This is a genomic window from Clostridium sp. (genome assembly GCF_036660475.1).
Lineage (GTDB): Bacteria > Bacillota > Clostridia > Clostridiales > Clostridiaceae > Clostridium_J.
Genome location: NZ_JAVXAO010000007.1, coordinates 199,300 through 219,126 on the forward strand (window position 1 = coordinate 199,300; position 19,827 = coordinate 219,126).

Below are 19,827 nucleotides of genomic sequence, written 5' to 3' on the forward strand. Positions count from 1 at the left end.
TATAATTACAATATAAAAATATCCATTGTAATATATTAAAAAAACATATAAAATAAATATGAACATTAATTTAAAAAATAAATATAAGGTTCGGAAGGATATAGGTTCGTATGGAAAAAAATAAAGATAAGTTCAGTAGAAACCAAAGAGTGATTGGGATTACAAAGATATTAACTGAGAATCCTAATAAGGTTATAACTTTAAATATATTTACTGAGAAATTTAATGCCGCTAAATCTACAATAAGTGAGGATATAGTAATCGTTAGGGATGTTATTGAAGGCTTATGTGCAGGTAGAATAGAGAGTGTAGCAGGCGCTGCTGGAGGGATTAAATTTATAAATGGAAAATCCAATGAGGACAAAAAAAAGTTTGTTGAAGATTTATGTGATGCTTTAAGACAAAAGTCAAGAGTTGTACCAGGAAACTTTCTGTATATAACTGATATAGCATATAATCCAGGGCTTATTCAGAGTGCTGCAATAATATTAGCTAGCGAATTTAATGATATGGATATAGATTATGTAGTTACAATAGAAACCAAAGGGATACCACTTGGGTATGAGGTTGCAAAGCAATTAGGAATTCAATTAGTTACAGTTCGGCACGACACCAAGTACACAGAGGGAACTACTGTGAGTATAAACTATGAATCTGGATCTAGTAATAGACTCCAAACCATGTCCTTATCAACAAAATCCATGAAAAGGAATAGTAAGTGTGTATTTGTTGATGATTTTATGCGAGGTGGAGGAACTGCAAAGGGAATAAGAGAATTATTAAGCGAGTTTGATAGTGAACTATTAGCAAGTGGATTTTTAATAGATAATATAGATGTGAAAGAAAAGTTAGTAAATAACTACATTTCTTTAGTAAATTTCTGCGGAATTGATGAGAATGGAGTTGCAATAGTTAGTCCATCTCCGGTAAAAACACAATAATTATGTATAAATTAAAAAATATTTCGACAATTAGAAGGAATTAGCACATATTAGTAGAATAATACATGAAAGTACATCTTGGAGGTGGGGATTTCATGATTATTACAGACGTTAGAATCAGAAAGATTACTACAGAGGGAAAAATGAAGGCAATCGTATCTATAACTTTAGATAATGAATTTGTTGTTCATGATATCAAAATAATTGAAGGTCAAAGTGGTAATTTTATAGCTATGCCTAGTAGAAGAACTCCAGACGGAGAGTTTAAGGATATAGCACATCCAATAAATACAGAAACAAGAGAAAAGATTCAAAAGTCTATACTTGATGAGTATGAAAAAGTTAAAACTGAAGAACAGGTAGAAGGCGAAATAGTTTAATTGTAAAAAGGAGCATGGTACTCCTTTTTGTTTTGCGTTAAATAGGTAATTAAACACTTTAGTTGAAAAAAAATATTAATTTAAATATAATGGTATAGAGGCGAGTTATTAAGAAAAATATAGATTTACATAGATTTTAAAATCTATCAATAAATAAAATGGCGAATATAACAAAATTGTTAGGAATAAAGTGATTTTAAAATCATAAAAGTTAATAGTGATTTAGTATATTTTAAGTAAAGAGGTGTATATGATGTATAAATGTGCTATAATTTTAGCTGCAGGTGAAGGGAAGAGAATGAAGTCTAATATCCCTAAAGTTTTGCACAATGTTTGTGGAAAAGAAATGATAAATCATGTTATAGATAATATAAGAAGTGCTGGAATTCAAGAAGTAAATGTTGTTATTGGGAAGGGTGCTGACAAGGTTGTGAAGGGCACTGAAAGTAGAAAAATATCTTACTCAACTCAGGAAGAACAACTAGGAACTGGCCATGCAGTTATGTGTGCGGAGGACTTTTTAAAGGATAAAAAGGGTTCGGTAGCGATATTCGTAGGGGATGGTCCTCTTATTACAGAAAATACAGTAACAAAGCTTATAAATTTTCATGAAAATGAGGGATGTAGTGCTACGATTTTAACATCTGTAATGAGTGATCCTTTAAAATATGGAAGAATAATTAGAAATACTCAAGGTGAGGTTGAAAAAATTGTAGAATTTAAAGATTGCAATGAGTATGAGATAAAGGTTAATGAGATTAATTCAGGAATGTATTGCTTTGATATAGAAGTTTTATTAAATACATTAGGCAAGCTTAATAATAACAATAATCAAGGCGAGTATTATTTAACTGATGTAATAGAAATATTAAAAACAGAAGGTAAGAAAGTTGGGGCAATAGCTGTTAATGTTGATGAAATTACTGCTGTTAACTCAAAACTTGAACTTTCTATGGCAAATGAAATAATGAGGGCAAGAATAAACGAAATTCATATGGATAATGGTGTTATAATTATGGATCCAAAGAGCACATATATACAATGTGATGTAGTTATAGGTCAAGACACGTTAGTGTATCCAGGAAATGTTATCGAAGGTAATACAATTATTGGAGAAGGTTGTTTGTTATATGCAAACAATAGAATAACTAATAGTGTTATTGGGGATGATGTAACGGTTGAAAATTCTGTTATTCTAAATAGTAAAATAGGAGAATGTACTACGGTAGGACCATTTGCTTATATTCGTCCAGAAACGATAATTGGAAGTAATGCTAGAATAGGCGATTTTGTAGAAATTAAAAAATCAACAATAGGAAATGGAACTAAAGTATCTCATTTAACATATATAGGAGATGCAGAAGTAGGTGAAAAGTGTAACTTTGGATGTGGAACTGTTGTAGTTAATTATGATGGTAAAGCGAAAAATAAGACTACGATAGGTAGTAATGTTTTTGTAGGATGTAACACGAACTTAATATCACCAGTTGAAATTGAAGATGATTCTTATATCGCAGCTGGGTCAACAATTACTGATAAAGTACCAAAGGGATCTTTGGCTATAGCAAGAGCTAGGCAAATAAACAAAGAGAACTGGGTATATAATAAAAACAAATAAAGTTTTAGGAGGACTACATAAATGATAAGCCATGGAAGAAACATTAAAATTTTCACGGGGAATTCGTATCCTGAATTAGCTACAGACATCGCAACAAGACTAGGACTTGAAGTCGGAGAAAGTGAAGTTACAACTTTTAGTGATGGTGAGATTGCTGTAAATATTGCAGAGACGGTTAGAGGGTTGGATGTATTTGTTATACAACCTACAAGTGCACCAGTTAATAATAACCTGATGGAGCTTTTAATTATGATTGATGCATTCAAAAGAGCTTCAGCTGGAAGAATAACTGCAGTTATGCCTTACTATGGTTATGCAAGACAAGATAGAAAGGCTAAGGCTAGAGATCCAATAACAGCAAAATTAGTTGCGGATTTAATTACAGCAGCTGGAGCAGATAGAGTTTTAACTATGGATTTGCATGCTGCTCAAATACAAGGGTATTTTAATATTCCTGTAGATAATTTGATTGGATCACCTATACTAAGTGATTATTTTGTGCAAAAAGGATTTAAGGATTGCAAGGATGTTGTTGTTGTTTCTCCAGACCTTGGAAGTGTTACAAGAGCAAGAAAATTTGCAGATAGATTAAATGCTCCAATAGCAATAATAGATAAGAGAAGACCGAAAGCAAATGTTGCTGAGATTATGAATATAATCGGAGAAGTAAAAGGCAAGAGAGTTATTTTAATAGATGATATGATAGATACAGCAGGAACTATTTGTAATGGAGCAAATGCTTTAGTTGAAATGGGCGCTACAGAGGTTTATGCTTGTTGTTCACATGCAGTGCTTTCAGGACCTGCAATAGAGAGATTAGAAGCATCAGCGATAAAAGAATTAGTTATGTTAGATAGCATTCACTTACCGGAAGAAAAAATGATAGATAAGATAAAAATATTATCTATAGCACCTTTATTTGCAGAAGCAATAAAGAGAATATATGAAGAAGTATCTGTAAGTAAGCTTTTTGATTAAGATTTAATCATATAGTCATTGCATAGATTTAAATAAGTGTATGGTAATGGTATAAAAATAATTTATTTTTTAATAAAATATAATTAATAGAATGGGGGATAGAAAATAATTCTTTCCTTCATTCTATTTTTTAGTGTTCAAATCCTTGAATAGTGGAATAATATAGTACCTTGCGAATTATTTTATAAATAATTTGTTAAGAATATTAATTTTGATGTGAAAACGCTTAGAAATTTACTTGTTGTTATATAATACTAATAAAGAGTATTAAACTTAGTTGGATAATAAATATTGGAGGGGTAATAATGGAAGGTAATTTAGGGAAAGTTTTAGTCGTTGATGATGATAAAAATATATGTGAAGTTATTAAAATGTATTTGGAGAATTCGGGATACAGTGTTAAGGTTGCAAATGATGGAAGAGAAGCTCAAGAAGCATTCTCAAATTATAAGCCGGATCTAGTGCTTTTAGATGTAATGCTACCTTACATGGATGGGATAGATGTACTTAAATGGATAAGAAGAGATAGTGAAGTGCCTGTTATAATGATAACAGCGAAGGGGGAGACTTTTGATAAAGTTTTAGGTTTAGAGCTAGGAGCTGATGATTATATTGTTAAGCCTTTTGAACCTAAGGAGCTTATGGCTAGGGTAAAGGCTGTACTAAGAAGATATACATCAGATGGTGATAGTAAAGAAACATTAACTTTCGATAATTTGGTTATAGACATAAATTCATATAATGTAACATACAAAGGTCAGGAAGTAAAAATGCCACCTAAAGAATTTGAATTACTACATTTTTTATCAAGCAATAAAAACAGGGTATTTACAAGAGAGCAATTACTTTGTGAAGTATGGGGATATGATTATCCGGGAGATTCAAGAACCGTGGATGTGCATGTTAAAAGGTTAAGAGAAAAGGTGGCCGGCGGAGAAACATGGCAACTTGAGACAGTTTGGGGAGTAGGGTATAAATTTGAGGTGAAATAATGGTAAAGAATAGCTTATTTTCAAAAATGGTTGTAACGTACACAATCATAATTACCGTTAGCTTTACTATTCTAGCAGCTTTTCTTTCATTTTGGTTTCAAGATTATTTTATTAAAACAAGGCAAGAACAACTTACAAGCCAGGTGGAAATAATTGAGAGTGTTGTAAATGAGTATCTTGAAGGTGAAGTCGCTTATGAAGAATTGAATGAATCTATGAAATTTATATCATCATATATTGGTGATGATATAGTTTTGGTAGATAGTAATGGATATGTTTATTCTGTTACATCGATAAAATATATACAACTTATAGGAAAACAAGTAATTCATGACGGTTTAGATGATCTTAAAAATGATAAATACTCAAAATCTGTAAATGATTATGGTATTTATGCAGATGAAAAGGTTTATGTTATGGTTGAACAATTAATGGGTAAAGATGGAAAGTTTAGTGGCGCAGCACTAATAAGTATCGCTACTGATAGCTTGGATAAGTCATTATCCAATGTATATCAAATTATATGGTTATCAGCAGTTTTTGCAGTTATTGCATCTTGTATTGTAATATACTATTTTTCTCAAAAGATTATAGTTAATCCATTACTTCAGATGAGTGCAGTTGCTAGAAAAATAGCTCAGGGAGATGTTGAGAAGCGTGTTGAAATTCATTCAGATGATGAAATAGAAGAGTTTGCTAATGCTTTTAATATTATGGCTGATTCTTTAGAAACTGTAGAGCAAAATAGAAAAGAATTTATATCAAATGTATCACACGAATTAAGGTCGCCGATGACATCTATAAAAGGCTTTATAGGTGGGATATTAGATGGTGTGATACCTGAAGAGAAGCATAAATATTATCTAAACATAGCTTATGAGGAAGTTCAACGTCTTGCGAGATTAATTAATGACTTGCTAGATTTGTCAGCTGTAGAATCAGGAACTTATAAATTAGAGAAAAGGGCTATAGATATAAGTGAAATTGTGCGTATATGTATTTTAAGAAATGAGAGTAGAATAAAAAATAAGAATTTTAATGTACAAGTATTTTTCCATGAAAGTGAATTGCTTGTACTAGGGGATGAGGATAAGATAATACAGGTGTTAACCAATCTTCTAGACAATGCCATAAAATATGGAAATGAGGGTGGGCTTATAAAGATAGCTTGCCAGGCTAAGGGTCGCAAAGTTCATATATCAATTTTTAATGAGGGACCAGGTATACTTGAAGAAGATATAAAATATATATGGGATAGATTTTATAAGGGTGACAAGTCGAGAACTCAGAAAGTAAGTACTGGGCTTGGACTTTCTATAGTGAAAAAGATTATAAATCTACACGATGAAGAAATATATGTGAGTAACAAGAGTGGTGGTGTTGAGTTTATGTTTACATTATCCCTTGCAAAGAAGCTGTAATACCTAGGTAGGTAGGAAGGAGGCTATTATGAGCAATTTTAATGATGATTATAAGGATGCTAGAGCGAGAATAACATTTAACAAAATTAAAAAAAGACGTAGTGGTAAAATTATTTTAATTACTATAGTTTGTTTATTTATAGCCTCATCAAGTGGTGTAGCAGCTGCATTAGTTATGATGAAAGCTGACTTAAGTAAAGAATATTATCTTCAGGATGATGATGAAAACATATCAAATACAAATAAAACGCAAATACAATCAGTGGTTAAAAAAGTATCTGAATCAGTTGTGTCGGTAATTAAAATTATTAATGATGGAACTGGTACAAAGGAATCTAATATTGGGGTAGGGATTGTGGTGGATAATGGCGAATATATAGTAACAAGCTATTCAGGTATTAGGGATGCAAGCAGTGTGAAAATAAAATTATATGATGATGCTGTTTATAATGTTAATATGGTAGGGTTTGATAGTGTATATGATGTAGCCATGTTAAAAATAGAAGGGCAAACATTGGTGCCTATTAATGTTATAGATAATAAGAGCAAGATTAAGACTGGAGATAAAGTTATAAGTATAGGAAATCCTATAGGGAATTCGTTTAATGAAAGTATAGAAGGTGGGATGATAATAAATACTAGAGAGAGTATAGTATTTAAGAATCCTGAGGCCAAAGCCAGCGAGTCATTGAAGATGATAAAAACTAATGTGAAACCTAAATATATAAATACTGGTGCGGCACTGTTCAACCTAGAGGGAGAATTAATAGGGGTGAATAATAGGGCTATGGCTTACCACAGTGAGTTTTCCAAAAATAGCTTTTATATGGCTGTCGAAGATTTGTATAATATTACAAATGGAATTTTGGATAAACAGGATTCACTTTTAAACTATATGGGTGTATATGGGGAAGAAGCAGTTTCGCCAAGAGAAAATGGTGTTGAAGGTGTATATGCTAAGGAAGTTACGAGAAATGGCATAGCATATGAAGCCGGCATTAGACCTACGGATATAATTGTTGAGGTTAACGATGTTAAGGTGAATAGTGTAAGTGATATAAATTCTATAATGGACGAGTTTAAAAGTGGAGATACAATAAAATGTATGGTGTTTAAGAATGGAGTATATGTAAATTTAGATATAAAAATTTCAGATGGTAAAAATAAAAAGTAGCATTTCAAAATGCTACTTTTGTTTTTATATGAAACTTTTAGTATAATAAGAGTTGATAAGAATTTTTAAAATAAGATATGATTATATAATAATATGTTAAAACGACTTTGGAGGTAATTATGTATTTAGTTGTAGGACTTGGGAACCCAGGTGATAGATATGATAAAACCAGACACAATGTAGGGTTTGATATAGTTGATTTATGTGAAAATAAGTATAACTTAGTTCTAAATAGGGTAAAATTTAAAGGTATATATGGGGAAACAACCATAGGGCGTGAAAAGGTTATATTTTTGAAACCGCAAACATTTATGAATTTAAGTGGAGAAAGTGTTAGAAGTATAATTGATTTTTATAAAATACCAACGGAAAATATAATAGTCATATATGATGACGTTAGTTTAGAGGTTGGAAGACTTAGAATTAAAACTAAAGGTAGTGCGGGTGGTCATAATGGAATAAAAAATATTATTGCACACATAGGCACTGATGAGTTTCCGAGAATTAAAGTAGGAGTTGGTGAACCAACCTATGATTTGGTGAAGTTTGTAACAGATAGATTTACTAGTGAAGATAGGAATATAATGGAAAGGTCCTTCGTGGCGGCTGCAGATGCTATTCAGGTTATGGTTATGAATGGACCAGGAGATGCTATGAATAAGTTTAATTCATTTAAAGCTAGTATTGATTAATAGATTATGTAAGAGGTGAGAATTTGAGATTAAAGGGAATAATGACACCTTTGCAACTAAGCAGTGAGTTTAATGATGTAAAGAGGTCTATAGAAGATGGGAAATATCCAATAGAGATTCAAGGTCTTTCAGAATCAGGAAAAAGCTATATGCTATATGGTGTATATGAAGAAATAGATAAAAGTATGCTGATATTAACTCATAATGATATGGAAGCGAAAAATATATATGAGGATTTGAGTTTCTATTGCAATGATGTGTATTACTTTCCAACTAGGGAAGTAACGTTTTACAATGTAGAAGCCGTTTCAGGAGATTTAAGGTGGGAGCGGTTAAAAGTTTTAAATAAGATTTTAAGCGGTGATAAAAATATTATTATTACATCCATAGAATCATTGGCTGCATCTTATGCGCCTGTGGAACTTTTCAAAAAATTTACTTTTGAAGTGGCTGTAGGTAGTGTTATAGATGTGAAAGAATTAAGCCAAAATCTTATAAAATGTGGATATGAACGATGCAGTGTTGTAGAGAATATTGGGCAGTTTTCTGTTAGAGGGGGGATAATAGATATTTATCCTCCTATTAGTGGTATGCCTTTTAGGATTGAATTATTTGATGATGAAGTGGATTCTATAAGAACATTTAACAAAGATACTCAGAGAAGTATTGATAAGGTTGACAAAATAGATATATTTCCAGCTAAAGAAATAATATTAACAGAAAATAATATTCAATTAGGTAAGTCACAGATACAGAATGAGTTGGAAACTTCAGTAGCTAGATTCAAAAAATCTAAAGACAAGGAAGCTCTAGAGAGAATTACGACAACTATAAAATCAAATCTTGAGAATTTAGAAGAGCTATGGAGTTTTGAAACTATTGATAGTTTTATACCTTATTTTTATAATAAGCAGACTACATTCATGGATTATTTTAAGGATAGTGTAGTTATTATTGATGATGTAAATAGGTCAATGGGTAAGCTTGAAAGTATCTATTTTGAATTTGGAGAAAACTATGAAAACTTTTTAAGTCGTGGTAATATTCTTCCAAAGCAGGGTGAACTACTCATATCTAAAGAGGTTATTGAGAGTCAACTAGAAGGTGGGCGAAGCATAATACTTCAAAGCTTGTCATCATCAACTAAGGTGTTAAAACCTCAAAAAACTGTGGTGTTATCCCAAATAACAACTCATGATTATCATGGACAACTTGATTTGCTAATTGAAGATATACAGGAAAAGAAGAAAAAAGGATATAGAACTTTAATTTTATCGGGGACGCGAACTAGAGGTGAAAGATTAATTGACACCTTAGGGGATAGAGGGATAGAGGCTACTTATAAGGATTTAGTTTCCAGTGTTTCAGAAGGTCAAGTAGTAGTAACCTTTGGAAATTCTATTAAAGGGTTTGAATATCCTAAGTTGAAGATATGTGTTATATCAGATTCGGAAGTTTTTGGACAATCGAAACGAAAATCAGTAAAGCGGACTAATAAAAAAGGTCCGGGAAAGATTAAGAATTTTACAGAGCTTAAATTAGGTGACTATGTTGTACATGTAAACCATGGAGTAGGGGTATATAAGGGGATTAATCAATTAGATGTACAAGGTAATAAAAAAGATTATCTTGTACTAGAATATAACTCTGGAGATATGCTGTATGTCCCTGTAGAACAGTTAGATTTAGTACAAAAATATATTGGAGGAGAAGGTAAGTCTCCAAAGATAAATAAACTTGGTGGAAGTGAATGGGCGAAGGCTAGGAGTAAGGTTAAGAAATCGGTAGAGGATATAGCAGAAGACTTAGTTAAGCTTTATGCAATAAGATCAACACTTAAAGGTCATAGATATTCTGAGGATACACCTTGGCAAAGTCAATTTGAAGGTGAATTTCCATTTGAAGAGACACCAGATCAATTAACGGCTATAGAAGACATAAAGAGAGATATGGAAAGTGACAAACCAATGGATAGACTGCTATGCGGGGATGTTGGGTATGGTAAAACTGAGGTCGCATTAAGGGCTGCATTTAAGTGTGTCATGGATGGGAAACAAGTTGCTATTCTTGTACCTACTACGATTCTTGCAGAACAACACTATAAGAATATGACAAAAAGATTTTCAGATTTCCCAATAAAGGTGGATATGATTAGTAGATTTAGAACGGCAGCTCAGATTAAAGGAACTTTGAAATCTTTAAAAGAGGGAAATCTTGATATTATTGTTGGAACTCACAAACTACTTCAAAAGGATGTTATATTTAAAGATCTTGGATTATTGGTTATAGATGAGGAACAACGATTCGGAGTTACCCATAAAGAAAAGATAAAAGATATGAAGAAGAGTATAGATGTACTTACTTTAAGTGCAACACCGATACCGAGGACTTTGCATATGTCTTTAACGGGAGTTAGAGATATAAGCATAATTGAGACACCGCCGGAAGAAAGGTACCCAATACAAACCTATGTTGTAGAATTTAATGATCAACTCGTAAGAGATGCGATTATTAGAGAAATGAATAGGGGAGGACAAGTATTTTTTGTATACAATAGAGTTGAAACAATAAATGATACAGCAACATACCTAAAAAAATTGATTCCAGAAGCTCGAATTGCTGTGGGGCATGGACAAATGACTGAAAGAGAATTAGAAAAGGTAATTTTAGATTTTGTAGAAAAAAAATATGATATATTACTTTCAACTACAATAATAGAAACCGGAATAGATATTCAAAATGCAAATACTATGATTATAGCAGATGCAGATAAGATGGGGTTATCACAACTCTATCAATTAAGGGGCAGAGTAGGAAGAACTAATAGAATTGCATATTCATATTTTACTTACACTAAAGATAAGGTACTTACAGAGGTAGCAGAAAAAAGGTTAAAGGCTATAAAGGATTTTACAGAGCTAGGGTCAGGGCTTAAGGTTGCTATGCGGGATTTAGAAATAAGAGGCGCAGGGAATATAATGGGAGCATCTCAATGTGGTCACATGTCTTCAGTAGGGTATGATTTATATTGTAGGATGTTGGAAGAGGCAGTAAGCATTGTAAGAGGCGACATAGATAAGGAACCTATTGAAACTACTGTAGATATGAAAATAGATGCATATATACCTGGTAACTATATAAAGGATGAGACTCAAAAGATACAAGTGTATAAAAAAATTGCAGCTATAGAATCATATGACCATATGTTAGATGTAATTGAAGAGATTGAAGATAGATATTCAAATATACCAGACAGTGTATATAATTTAATGAATATTGCATACTTAAAGGCTATAGCCAGAGATATTGGAATTCTTGAGATAAAAGATACTGGAGTTCAAGCTAGGTTAACATTCCAAAATAAAGATTATTTAACATCAAATATGGTTAAGCATATTCTTGAGAACTATAGAAAGCAAATCATTTTCAATATGGGGGATGCACCTGTGCTTATATATAAAATTAAGGATGTTAATAAGAAGGAATTACTTGATAAATTAATCGAAATTATTAAGGATTTATCAACAATAAGTAAATAATTTTACGAGTGTTTAATTAATTGTTTTTTTATGGTAAAATTAAAATGCGTTTTAACTTAATAAAACTGAATGGAGGATTATAAAGTGATAAAATTAAAGAAAATTCTAGCAGGGATTATGGCAACAACCCTAATGCTCTCAGCTGTAGGGTGTAGTATGGTGGAAAAAACCGAAAAAGGAATAAATAAAACCGTGGTGGCTAAAGTTTATGACGAAAAAATCACGTTGGGTGATGTTGATAGTAGATTAGGAATGATAATTACTAAAGTCAAAGCTCAATACGGTGAGAACTATAAGGAAAATGAAGAAGCGATGCAATATCTTAAAGAGCAACGTCTTCAAGTTCTTGACACTCTAGTAAATGATATTATAATAAGAAAACATGGAAGTGAGCAAGGAATAATTCCTTCAGATGAAGAAGTGAAAACTTTAGCAGCTGAAAAGCTTGAGGAGATTAAAAGTTCATACGATACTCCAGAAGCTTATGCGGAAGCACTTAAAGCAACAGGGATTACTGAAGAGGAATTCTTGCAAGAGTTGAGACCAGCAGTAGTATCGAACATTGTTTATGATGAAGCAATTAAAGATGTTACTGTAACAGATGAAGAAGCAAAAGCTTACTATGATAGTAATCAAAATTTATTTACTGAAAAACCAAATAAGGTTCAACCAGCACATATCTTAGTTAAAACAGAGGAAGAAGCTAAAGATATAATAAAAAGACTAGATGCAGGTGAAGACTTTGCAGCACTTGCAGCTGAAAAAGGAACTGATGGAACTAAAGATGTGGGTGGAGACTTAGGATGGATTGAGTATACTAGTAATAAATATGATAAGACATTTTTAATGGCTGCTATTAGTGTAAATAAAGGAGAATATACTAAGAACCCTATAGCTACAAAGTTTGGCTTCCATGTTATAAAGTGCTTAGATAAAGAAGAATATCCAGTTAAACCTTTAGATGATGTTAAAGAAGAAATAAAAACTTCATTATTAGAAGAAAACCAATATAATACTTGGGTAAAAACAGTAAAAGAGTGGCAAGATGCTGCTGGAATAAAACTGTATGAAGATAAATTAGCTCAATAGAGAAATACTTAATTGAATTAAACATTAGAATGACTAACACTTTGAAATGGGTGTTAGTTTTTTTTATGAAAAAATTTCTATAGTGTATAAAATTTGAGTTAAGAAGGATAATAATAACATTAAATATATACTTAGTGTTAACAAGGAGGATGAAATTTAATGAAAGCTACTGGAATAGTAAGAAGAATAGATGATTTAGGTCGTGTTGTAATACCGAAAGAGATAAGAAGAACTTTAAGGATTAGGGAAGGAGATCCACTTGAAATTTTTACAGATAGAGATGGTGGAGTAATTTTGAAAAAATATTCTCCAATTGAGGAGCTTAGCGAATTTGCGAAAGAGTATTGTGAAGCACTACATCAGACGATAGGAAACATAGTAATAATATGTGATAAAGACTCAGTGATAGCGGTTAGTGGAGGAACCAAGAAGGATTTTTTAGATAAAAAAATTAGTAATGAAGTTGATAAAATAATGGAAGAACGTAAATCAACGAGTTTAGACAAGACCGCACAAAATCTAATACCGATATGTGATGGTGAAGGTTCGGAAGAATATGCAGCTCAAGTTATAGTACCTATAATAGCAGAAGGTGATACTGTAGGAACTGTAATTATAGCATCAAAAGATAATGTTAAATTTAGTGAGGTAGAGGCAAAACTAGCTGAAGCTGCGGCATCTTTCTTGGGTAAGCAAATGGAACAATAGTTAGTATGAATATTGAACAAAAACAGCGGCAGATTTGAACGCTGTTTTTATTTTGTTTTAACCATGTGATATTACAGCATGATAAAATTGTGATGAACATAATATATGTAATAAAGTAATAAAAGGTTCCTCTTTAAAATACCTATTAAATATATAAAGTATTTAAGGAGGAAGTATGAGAAAACAATCACTTTTAAAAGGAACTATAATTTTAGGAGTAGCAACAATTTTTGCGCGATTTTTAGGTCTATTTTTTAGAATACCGATACAAAATCTAATAGGAGATCAAGGTATGGGATATTATCAAATGTCTTACCCTATATATATGACGTTTGTTGCAATAGCATCTGGTGTTCCTATTGCAATGTCAAAGCTAATATCAGAATTTAATGCTAAAAATGATATAAATTCAATTGAACAGGTTTTAAAGCAAACATTAAAAATAATGATTCCCTTAGGGTTTATTGCATCGTTCCTAATGATGTATTTTGGTAAAAGTATCGTAAGTTTTTTAAAATGGGATCCAAAGTCATATAATTCATTTATGGTAATTTCTTGTGGGCCGGTATTCGTGTGCATTATGTGCACATTCAAGGGATATTTCCAAGGGTTACAAAATATGAACAGTACAGCGGTGTCGCAAGTTGTAGAGCAGCTTGGAAGAGTGATATTTGGAGTGCTATTTGCGTACATACTGTTACCAAGGGGAATTGAATATGCAGCTGCGGGAGCAGTATTTGGAACAGTGATTGGTGGAGTGTTTGGAAGTGTATATCTTGGAATTAAATATTTCAAGGTTAAAGGAAGGGGGCGTGGAATTAAAACTAAGAAGGATAGTGAGATTCTTGGAACATTAACGCAAGCGGCACTACCAATATCAGTAGGTGCTGCTGTAGGTACAATTATGGCGCTTATAGACTCAGTAATAGTTCCACAGAGACTTTTGGTGGCAGGATACACCATTGAAGAGAGTGCAGGCTTGTATGGTCAATTCTCGGGAAAGGCTATGACACTTCAGAATATACCTCTAGCATTATCGATAGCACTATGTGCTGCATTAGTACCTATAGTTTCAGAACTGTATTCTATGAGAAATCAGAGAGAGCTAAGCAGACGAATAGATATGGTATTTAAGCTATCGTTTGTAATTGGAATACCAAGTTGTTTAGGGCTATTTTTCATGGCTAAACCTATAATGGGATTAGTGTTTATGGGAGATATAGCGGGATATGAAATATTAAAGTTATTATCATTAACAATTCCATTAATCATTATTACACAAACAACGACCTCGCTACTGCAAAGTTGTGGGAGATATATGATGCCTGTATACTACTTGGGGGTAGGGTGCATATTTAAGGTGATAATAACTTACGTACTAGTTGGGATGCCCGGAATGAACATATATGGGGCAGTGATTGGAAGTATAGTTGGATATGGGGTTACTAGTATATTAAATATAATAGAAGTTAAACGTCTGCTTAGAGTGAAAATTGGGTTTTATGAAGTATTTATAAAACCGTTATTTATCTCGCTAATTATGATAATAGCTGTTGTCTTTATATATAATAATGTCTATAATTATACAATAAGTAACGGAATATCTTGTTTAGTTGCTATCGCCATTGGTGTTACAATATATGGTATATTAGCAATGGTGTTTAGAGTGTTTACTTTTGAAGATATAAGAGGAAAATTTACAGGAAAATAAAGGGGAGTAGATTCAAATGATTACAATAGTTGGTCTGGGGCCTGGGTCGAAGGATGCATTAACTATAGGGGTACTAGAAATCCTAAAGGGTAGTGAAAATATCTATTTTAGAACAGAAAAACATCCAAATGTAGATTATTTAAAATCCATTGGAGTGAAATTTAATACCTGCGATAAGTTTTATGAAAAATATAACAACTTTGATGAGATATATAAGGCTATTGCAGAAGATCTTATAAAATTGCATGCTGAATCTGGAGATTTAGTATATGCAGTACCAGGGCATCCATTAGTGGCAGAAAGATCAGTAATGTTATTGCTAGACCTATGTAAGGAAAAGGGTATAGAAACTAAGCTGATGCCATCAGTGAGCTTTGTAGATGCTGTTATTGAAAGTTTAAGATTAGATCCAATAGAAGGGATAAAGATAATAGATGCTTTTGATATAAAAGAACAAGTTATGGATAAACGGTTAGGGGTTATAATAACTCAGGTATATAATAAATTTATTGCATCTGAAACTAAGTTGGCTCTATGTGAATATTATAAGGATGATACTGAAATATATTTTGTTAGAGCAGCAGGTGTTGAAGGTGAGGAAAGCATAAGAAAAATTAAGCTATATGATTTAGATAGACAAGAAGATATAGATTACTTAACATCTATTTATATTCCTAAAAAGATTCAAGAAACTAAGGATTTTCAAGATTTAATTAATGTTATGTCAAAGCTTAGAAGCGAAGATGGATGTATGTGGGATTTAGAACAAACTCATGAATCGTTGAAAAGATATTTGATAGAAGAATGCTATGAAGTTATCGAAGCTATAGATGAGCAAGATGATGAGAAAATTGTTGAGGAACTTGGAGATGTACTTTTACAAGTTATATTCCATGCTCAAATAGGTAAAGAAGATGGGTATTTTAATATAAATGACATAATATCATCAATAACAAATAAAATGATAAATCGTCATCCTCATATTTTTTCTAATGTGAAAGTAAATGATACTACAGAAATTTTAGATAATTGGGACACTATTAAAAGCGAAGAAAAGAAATTTAATAGTTATACAGATACATTAAAACATATACCAAAATGCCTGCCTGGACTTATAAGAGCGGATAAAGTGCAAAGGAAAGCTGGTAAGGTTGGGTTTGATTGGAAAGATGTAGAGCCAGCAATGGAAAAAGTTTTAGAGGAGCTACAAGAGATAAAAGATGTATATAAAAGCTCTGATGTGTCAAAAATACAGGAAGAAGTAGGAGATTTAATCTTTGCAACAGTAAATATTGCTAGACTTCTTGACATTGACCCAGAATTTGCAGTAAATTATACTATAGATAAATTTATAAGACGCTTTGAATTTATTGAAGAATCTGGAACTAAAAGAGGGATTGATATAAAATCAATGTCGCTAGAGGAAATGGAAAATCTATGGAGTGAGGCTAAAAAGTACGATTTACTATAAAAGATAAATTTTCTAAAAAAAAAGAAGGATTCTAGATAATTTACAAGAATATTGTAAGTATTGTTTCATGCAGTTAAAATATAAATTGTATGGATTTAACATTAAGGAGGCACTATTATGAACAAATCAGAATTAATAGCAAAAATGGCAGAGAAATCAGGATTAACAAAAAAAGATAACGAAGCAGTTTTAAAAGCGTTTATAGAAAGCGTTGAAGAAACTCTTGAAGGTGGAGAAAAGGTTCAATTAGTTGGATTTGGAACTTTCGAAACTAGAGAAAGAGCTGCTAGAGTTGGAAGAAACCCAAGAACAAAAGAAGAGATACAAATACCAGCATCTAAGGTTCCAGTTTTTAAAGTTGGAAAAGAATTTAAAGATATCGTAAATAAATAGTTGTTTTGAAAAAGCCTAGATATATTCTGGGTTTTTTCTTCTATAGCAGACGATAATAAATAATGGTTGTGAAGTAAATTCTAAAATAAGATGAAGTTAAAAAGGCTTTGTATACTGATAAGTGAGGATAATATTATTAATCAAGGCTAATACGAGCAAAGGGTTCAAGAGTAGTAGGTTATATAAAATAGGTTGTAATAAAAATGGAAGTATAAGTATAGATTTAATAGAGATGCAAGAATCTATAGTTTGGGGGTAAAAGATGAGATTAGATAAATATTTAAAGATTTCAAGAATAATTAAGAGAAGAACAGTTGCAAAAGAAGTGTGCGAAAATGGAAGGGTTTCTATTAATGGTAAGGTAGCAAAACCAAGTAGCGTGGTTAAAGAAGATGATATTATAGAAATTCAGTTTGCTAATCAGCTAATGAAAGCTAAGATTATAAACATTGCAGCTCATGTCAATAAAGAGCAAGCAAAGAGTATGTATGAGATAATAAGTGGCGTAGAAGATAAAGAATAAATAAAAGCATAAAATATGTTCTAATGAATATACCTTTATAGAAAGTTAATATGTTTTTTAGTTATAAGGGGGATATTATGGAACAAAATAAAGATATAACATTAGAAAATAAAAAAAGTTTCTTTACGTTAGAAAATAGAAAAAAAATGACTCTAGATGGAGTTCTAGAAATAATAAGCTTTAATGAAGATCAAATAATTATAGTAACAGTATTAGGAGATATGGATATTAGAGGTGAAGAACTAAAGATGACTAAATTGGACGTTCAAAATGGAGATGTAGTGATAACCGGGAAAATATCCTATGTAGCATATACAAGTGAAGAAAAACGTCCTAAAAAGCAAAATGGAATTATTGCAAGGATATTTAGGTAATTAAATTATGGTATTCGATATGAGTAGACAAGTGACACTATTTATATTTTCCTTATTTAGTGGTATGCTAATTGGTGTTGTTTACGATTTGTATAGAGTTATAAGAGGACTAGAAGAACCAGGGAAGATTGTGACTGTGATACAGGATATCTTATTTTGGATACTTACTGGTATTGTAGTTTTCATTTTTATGATGTACACTAATTATGCATATATGAATTTTAATGTATTTATATATAATGGGATTGGATTATTTTTTTATTCTAAAATATTTAGCAAGGTGTTCATATTTAGCTATGAGAAGATTTTGAAATTTTTTTTAGCTGCGGTAAGAATAATATTCTATAGGTTATCTTATCCTATAAGGATAATTTTTCATAAAAATAAAAAAAATATATAAAATAATGAGATTAATACTTGAAGAAAGTAAAAATACAATTTACAATATATTTATGTAGTTAATTAAGTGTGGGCAATAAGATGTATATAAGCATCAACTTAAGATTGGAAAGGAAAATTCAATATGAAGAAATTCAGCTTTAAAAAGATAATTCTTTTAGGGATAGCTTTCTATGTAGGATTTGTTTTTATAAATCAACAAATTATTATGTTTAGACAGCATAGAGATATTGAAAAATATACTTCTGATTTTGAAGAGGCACAAGAAAAAAATCAAAAATTGCAAGACGAGATTAAGCTATCAAAGGATAATAAATATATAGAAAAGTTAGCAAGGGAAAGATTGGGCCTAGTTAAAGAGGGCGAATCACCTGTAATAAACAACAAATGAAATTCGAAAGTTACTATATTTTAATTCTATATTAAATATGGTATAATATAAATTTAAATTATGAATTTAAGGAGGGTCTTTTTAATATGACCTTAAAGGCTGGAAGCATTATCGAAGGTAAAGTAGTTAATATCACAAATTTTGGTGCATTTGTTGAAGTGGAGGGAAAAACAGGATTAGTGCATATATCAGAAGTTTCTGATGTGTTCGTTAAGAATGTACATGATCATTTAAAAGAGAATGACGTAGTAAAAGTTAAAGTCATATCTGTGGATGATAATGGTAAAATGAGTTTATCCATAAAACAAGCAGGTGTACCTAAAAAATCTTTTAAACCTGTAGATGTAGATTGGCAAAAAGAAAAAGTTAAGACAACAACAGCAGGGAGCTTTGAAGACAGGATGTCAAAATTCTTAAAGGATAGTGAAGAAAGATTTCAAGATCTTAAGAGACATCAAGATGGCGGAAAAGGCAGAGGATATAGTAAGAAAGGTGCTAACTAAGGTTTATACCAAAAGGTTAAAGAGTGCTTATTTAAGCACTCTTATTTAATTGTAATTGACATCAATAGGATGCTAGATGAAAATGAAAAGTAGACTTAGGGAAATATAAATAAAAAAGTTCATAAATACTGTTGACATAATAATGAATATAACATATAATAAATATTGTCGCTGAGATGTGACAGACTATTAGCTGGAGTGGCGGAACTGGCAGACGCACAGGACTTAAAATCCTGCGGTGGTTAAACACCGTACCGGTTCGATTCCGGTCTTCAGCACCAAATATCGCGGGATGGAGCAGTTGGCAGCTCGTCGGGCTCATAACCCGAAGGTCGTAGGTTCAAGTCCTGCCCCCGCAACCATGTGGCGGAATAGCTCAGCTGGCTAGAGCATTCGGTTCATACCCGAAGGGTCGTAGGTTCAAGTCCTATTTCCGCTACCATATTCTTGAATAAATTAAAATGCCAATTAATAAGCTGGAGTGGCGGAACTGGCAGACGCACAGGACTTAAAATCCTGCGGTGGTTAAA

The 19,827-nt window shown here is 31.7% G+C and carries 19 protein-coding genes and 3 tRNA genes; all 22 read left to right on the plus strand.

Annotated elements, in window-relative coordinates; all coding sequences use genetic code 11:
- Window positions 1-110: 110 nt before the first annotated feature.
- The 22 genes from purR to RSA29_RS11605 all read left to right on the plus strand — a co-directional run bounded on the left by purR (window position 111) and on the right by RSA29_RS11605 (window position 19,739).
- The gene (purR, locus tag RSA29_RS11500) at window positions 111-941 is read left to right on the plus strand and encodes a pur operon repressor (protein WP_346933964.1); all 831 of its coding nucleotides are present in this window, start codon (window positions 111-113) and stop codon (window positions 939-941) included.
- A 95-nt stretch (window positions 942-1,036) separates the two neighbouring features.
- Window positions 1,037-1,321 (plus strand): septation regulator SpoVG, encoded by a 285-nt coding sequence (gene spoVG / locus RSA29_RS11505; protein ID WP_346933965.1) that lies wholly within the window; start codon window positions 1,037-1,039, stop codon window positions 1,319-1,321.
- Window positions 1,322-1,574: 253 nt separating this feature from the next.
- Window positions 1,575-2,939 (plus strand): bifunctional UDP-N-acetylglucosamine diphosphorylase/glucosamine-1-phosphate N-acetyltransferase GlmU, encoded by a 1,365-nt coding sequence (gene glmU / locus RSA29_RS11510; RefSeq protein WP_346933982.1) that lies wholly within the window; start codon window positions 1,575-1,577, stop codon window positions 2,937-2,939.
- Window positions 2,940-2,960: 21 nt separating this feature from the next.
- Window positions 2,961-3,917, plus strand: coding sequence for a ribose-phosphate diphosphokinase (locus tag RSA29_RS11515; RefSeq protein WP_346933966.1), 957 nt, complete (start codon window positions 2,961-2,963; stop codon window positions 3,915-3,917).
- A gap of 305 nt (window positions 3,918-4,222) precedes the next feature.
- Window positions 4,223-4,909 (plus strand): response regulator transcription factor, encoded by a 687-nt coding sequence (locus RSA29_RS11520; RefSeq protein ID WP_346933967.1) that lies wholly within the window; start codon window positions 4,223-4,225, stop codon window positions 4,907-4,909.
- Window positions 4,909-6,330, plus strand: a complete 1,422-nt coding sequence (locus RSA29_RS11525; protein ID WP_346942847.1) for a HAMP domain-containing sensor histidine kinase — start codon at window positions 4,909-4,911, stop codon at window positions 6,328-6,330. Before RSA29_RS11520 ends, RSA29_RS11525 begins: the two co-directional genes overlap by 1 nt.
- A 28-nt stretch (window positions 6,331-6,358) precedes the next feature.
- Window positions 6,359-7,504 carry a S1C family serine protease gene (locus RSA29_RS11530; protein ID WP_346942846.1) on the plus strand — a complete coding sequence of 382 codons (1,146 nt, stop codon included), beginning with the start codon at window positions 6,359-6,361 and terminating at the stop codon, window positions 7,502-7,504.
- Window positions 7,505-7,623: 119 nt separating this feature from the next.
- Window positions 7,624-8,196, plus strand: a complete 573-nt coding sequence (pth, locus tag RSA29_RS11535) for an aminoacyl-tRNA hydrolase (protein ID WP_346942845.1) — start codon at window positions 7,624-7,626, stop codon at window positions 8,194-8,196.
- Window positions 8,197-8,219: 23 nt separating this feature from the next.
- Window positions 8,220-11,735, plus strand: coding sequence for a transcription-repair coupling factor (gene mfd / locus RSA29_RS11540; protein ID WP_346942844.1), 3,516 nt, complete (start codon window positions 8,220-8,222; stop codon window positions 11,733-11,735).
- Window positions 11,736-11,819: 84 nt separating this feature from the next.
- The gene (locus RSA29_RS11545) at window positions 11,820-12,824 is read left to right on the plus strand and encodes a peptidylprolyl isomerase (protein ID WP_346942843.1); all 1,005 of its coding nucleotides are present in this window, start codon (window positions 11,820-11,822) and stop codon (window positions 12,822-12,824) included.
- Between the two features lie 159 nt (window positions 12,825-12,983).
- The gene (spoVT, locus tag RSA29_RS11550; protein WP_346933973.1) at window positions 12,984-13,532 is read left to right on the plus strand and encodes a stage V sporulation protein T; all 549 of its coding nucleotides are present in this window, start codon (window positions 12,984-12,986) and stop codon (window positions 13,530-13,532) included.
- A gap of 175 nt (window positions 13,533-13,707) precedes the next feature.
- Window positions 13,708-15,243, plus strand: coding sequence for a polysaccharide biosynthesis protein (locus tag RSA29_RS11555; protein WP_346942842.1), 1,536 nt, complete (start codon window positions 13,708-13,710; stop codon window positions 15,241-15,243).
- Between the two features lie 16 nt (window positions 15,244-15,259).
- The gene (gene mazG / locus RSA29_RS11560; RefSeq protein WP_346942841.1) at window positions 15,260-16,714 is read left to right on the plus strand and encodes a nucleoside triphosphate pyrophosphohydrolase; all 1,455 of its coding nucleotides are present in this window, start codon (window positions 15,260-15,262) and stop codon (window positions 16,712-16,714) included.
- Between the two features lie 117 nt (window positions 16,715-16,831).
- Complete coding sequence (locus RSA29_RS11565; RefSeq protein ID WP_346933976.1) at window positions 16,832-17,107, plus strand: HU family DNA-binding protein; 276 nt, start codon at window positions 16,832-16,834, stop codon at window positions 17,105-17,107.
- A 262-nt stretch (window positions 17,108-17,369) separates the two neighbouring features.
- On the plus strand, window positions 17,370-17,630 hold the full coding sequence (locus RSA29_RS11570) for an RNA-binding S4 domain-containing protein (RefSeq protein ID WP_346942839.1): 261 nt from the start codon (window positions 17,370-17,372) through the stop codon (window positions 17,628-17,630).
- A gap of 77 nt (window positions 17,631-17,707) precedes the next feature.
- The gene (gene yabP, locus RSA29_RS11575; protein ID WP_346933978.1) at window positions 17,708-18,004 is read left to right on the plus strand and encodes a sporulation protein YabP; all 297 of its coding nucleotides are present in this window, start codon (window positions 17,708-17,710) and stop codon (window positions 18,002-18,004) included.
- A 19-nt stretch (window positions 18,005-18,023) separates the two neighbouring features.
- Window positions 18,024-18,404 (plus strand): spore cortex biosynthesis protein YabQ, encoded by a 381-nt coding sequence (gene yabQ, locus RSA29_RS11580; RefSeq protein ID WP_346942838.1) that lies wholly within the window; start codon window positions 18,024-18,026, stop codon window positions 18,402-18,404.
- 123 nt (window positions 18,405-18,527) lie between these two features.
- Window positions 18,528-18,794 carry a septum formation initiator family protein gene (locus RSA29_RS11585; protein WP_346933980.1) on the plus strand — a complete coding sequence of 89 codons (267 nt, stop codon included), beginning with the start codon at window positions 18,528-18,530 and terminating at the stop codon, window positions 18,792-18,794.
- Between the two features lie 86 nt (window positions 18,795-18,880).
- Complete coding sequence (locus tag RSA29_RS11590; RefSeq protein ID WP_346933981.1) at window positions 18,881-19,297, plus strand: S1 domain-containing RNA-binding protein; 417 nt, start codon at window positions 18,881-18,883, stop codon at window positions 19,295-19,297.
- Window positions 19,298-19,489: 192 nt separating this feature from the next.
- Window positions 19,490-19,578: transfer RNA gene (locus RSA29_RS11595), tRNA-Leu, on the plus strand.
- Window positions 19,579-19,583: 5 nt separating this feature from the next.
- Window positions 19,584-19,659: transfer RNA gene (locus RSA29_RS11600), tRNA-Met, on the plus strand.
- Between the two features lie 3 nt (window positions 19,660-19,662).
- A tRNA-Met gene (locus RSA29_RS11605) sits at window positions 19,663-19,739 on the plus strand.
- Window positions 19,740-19,827: the final 88 nt, after the last annotated feature.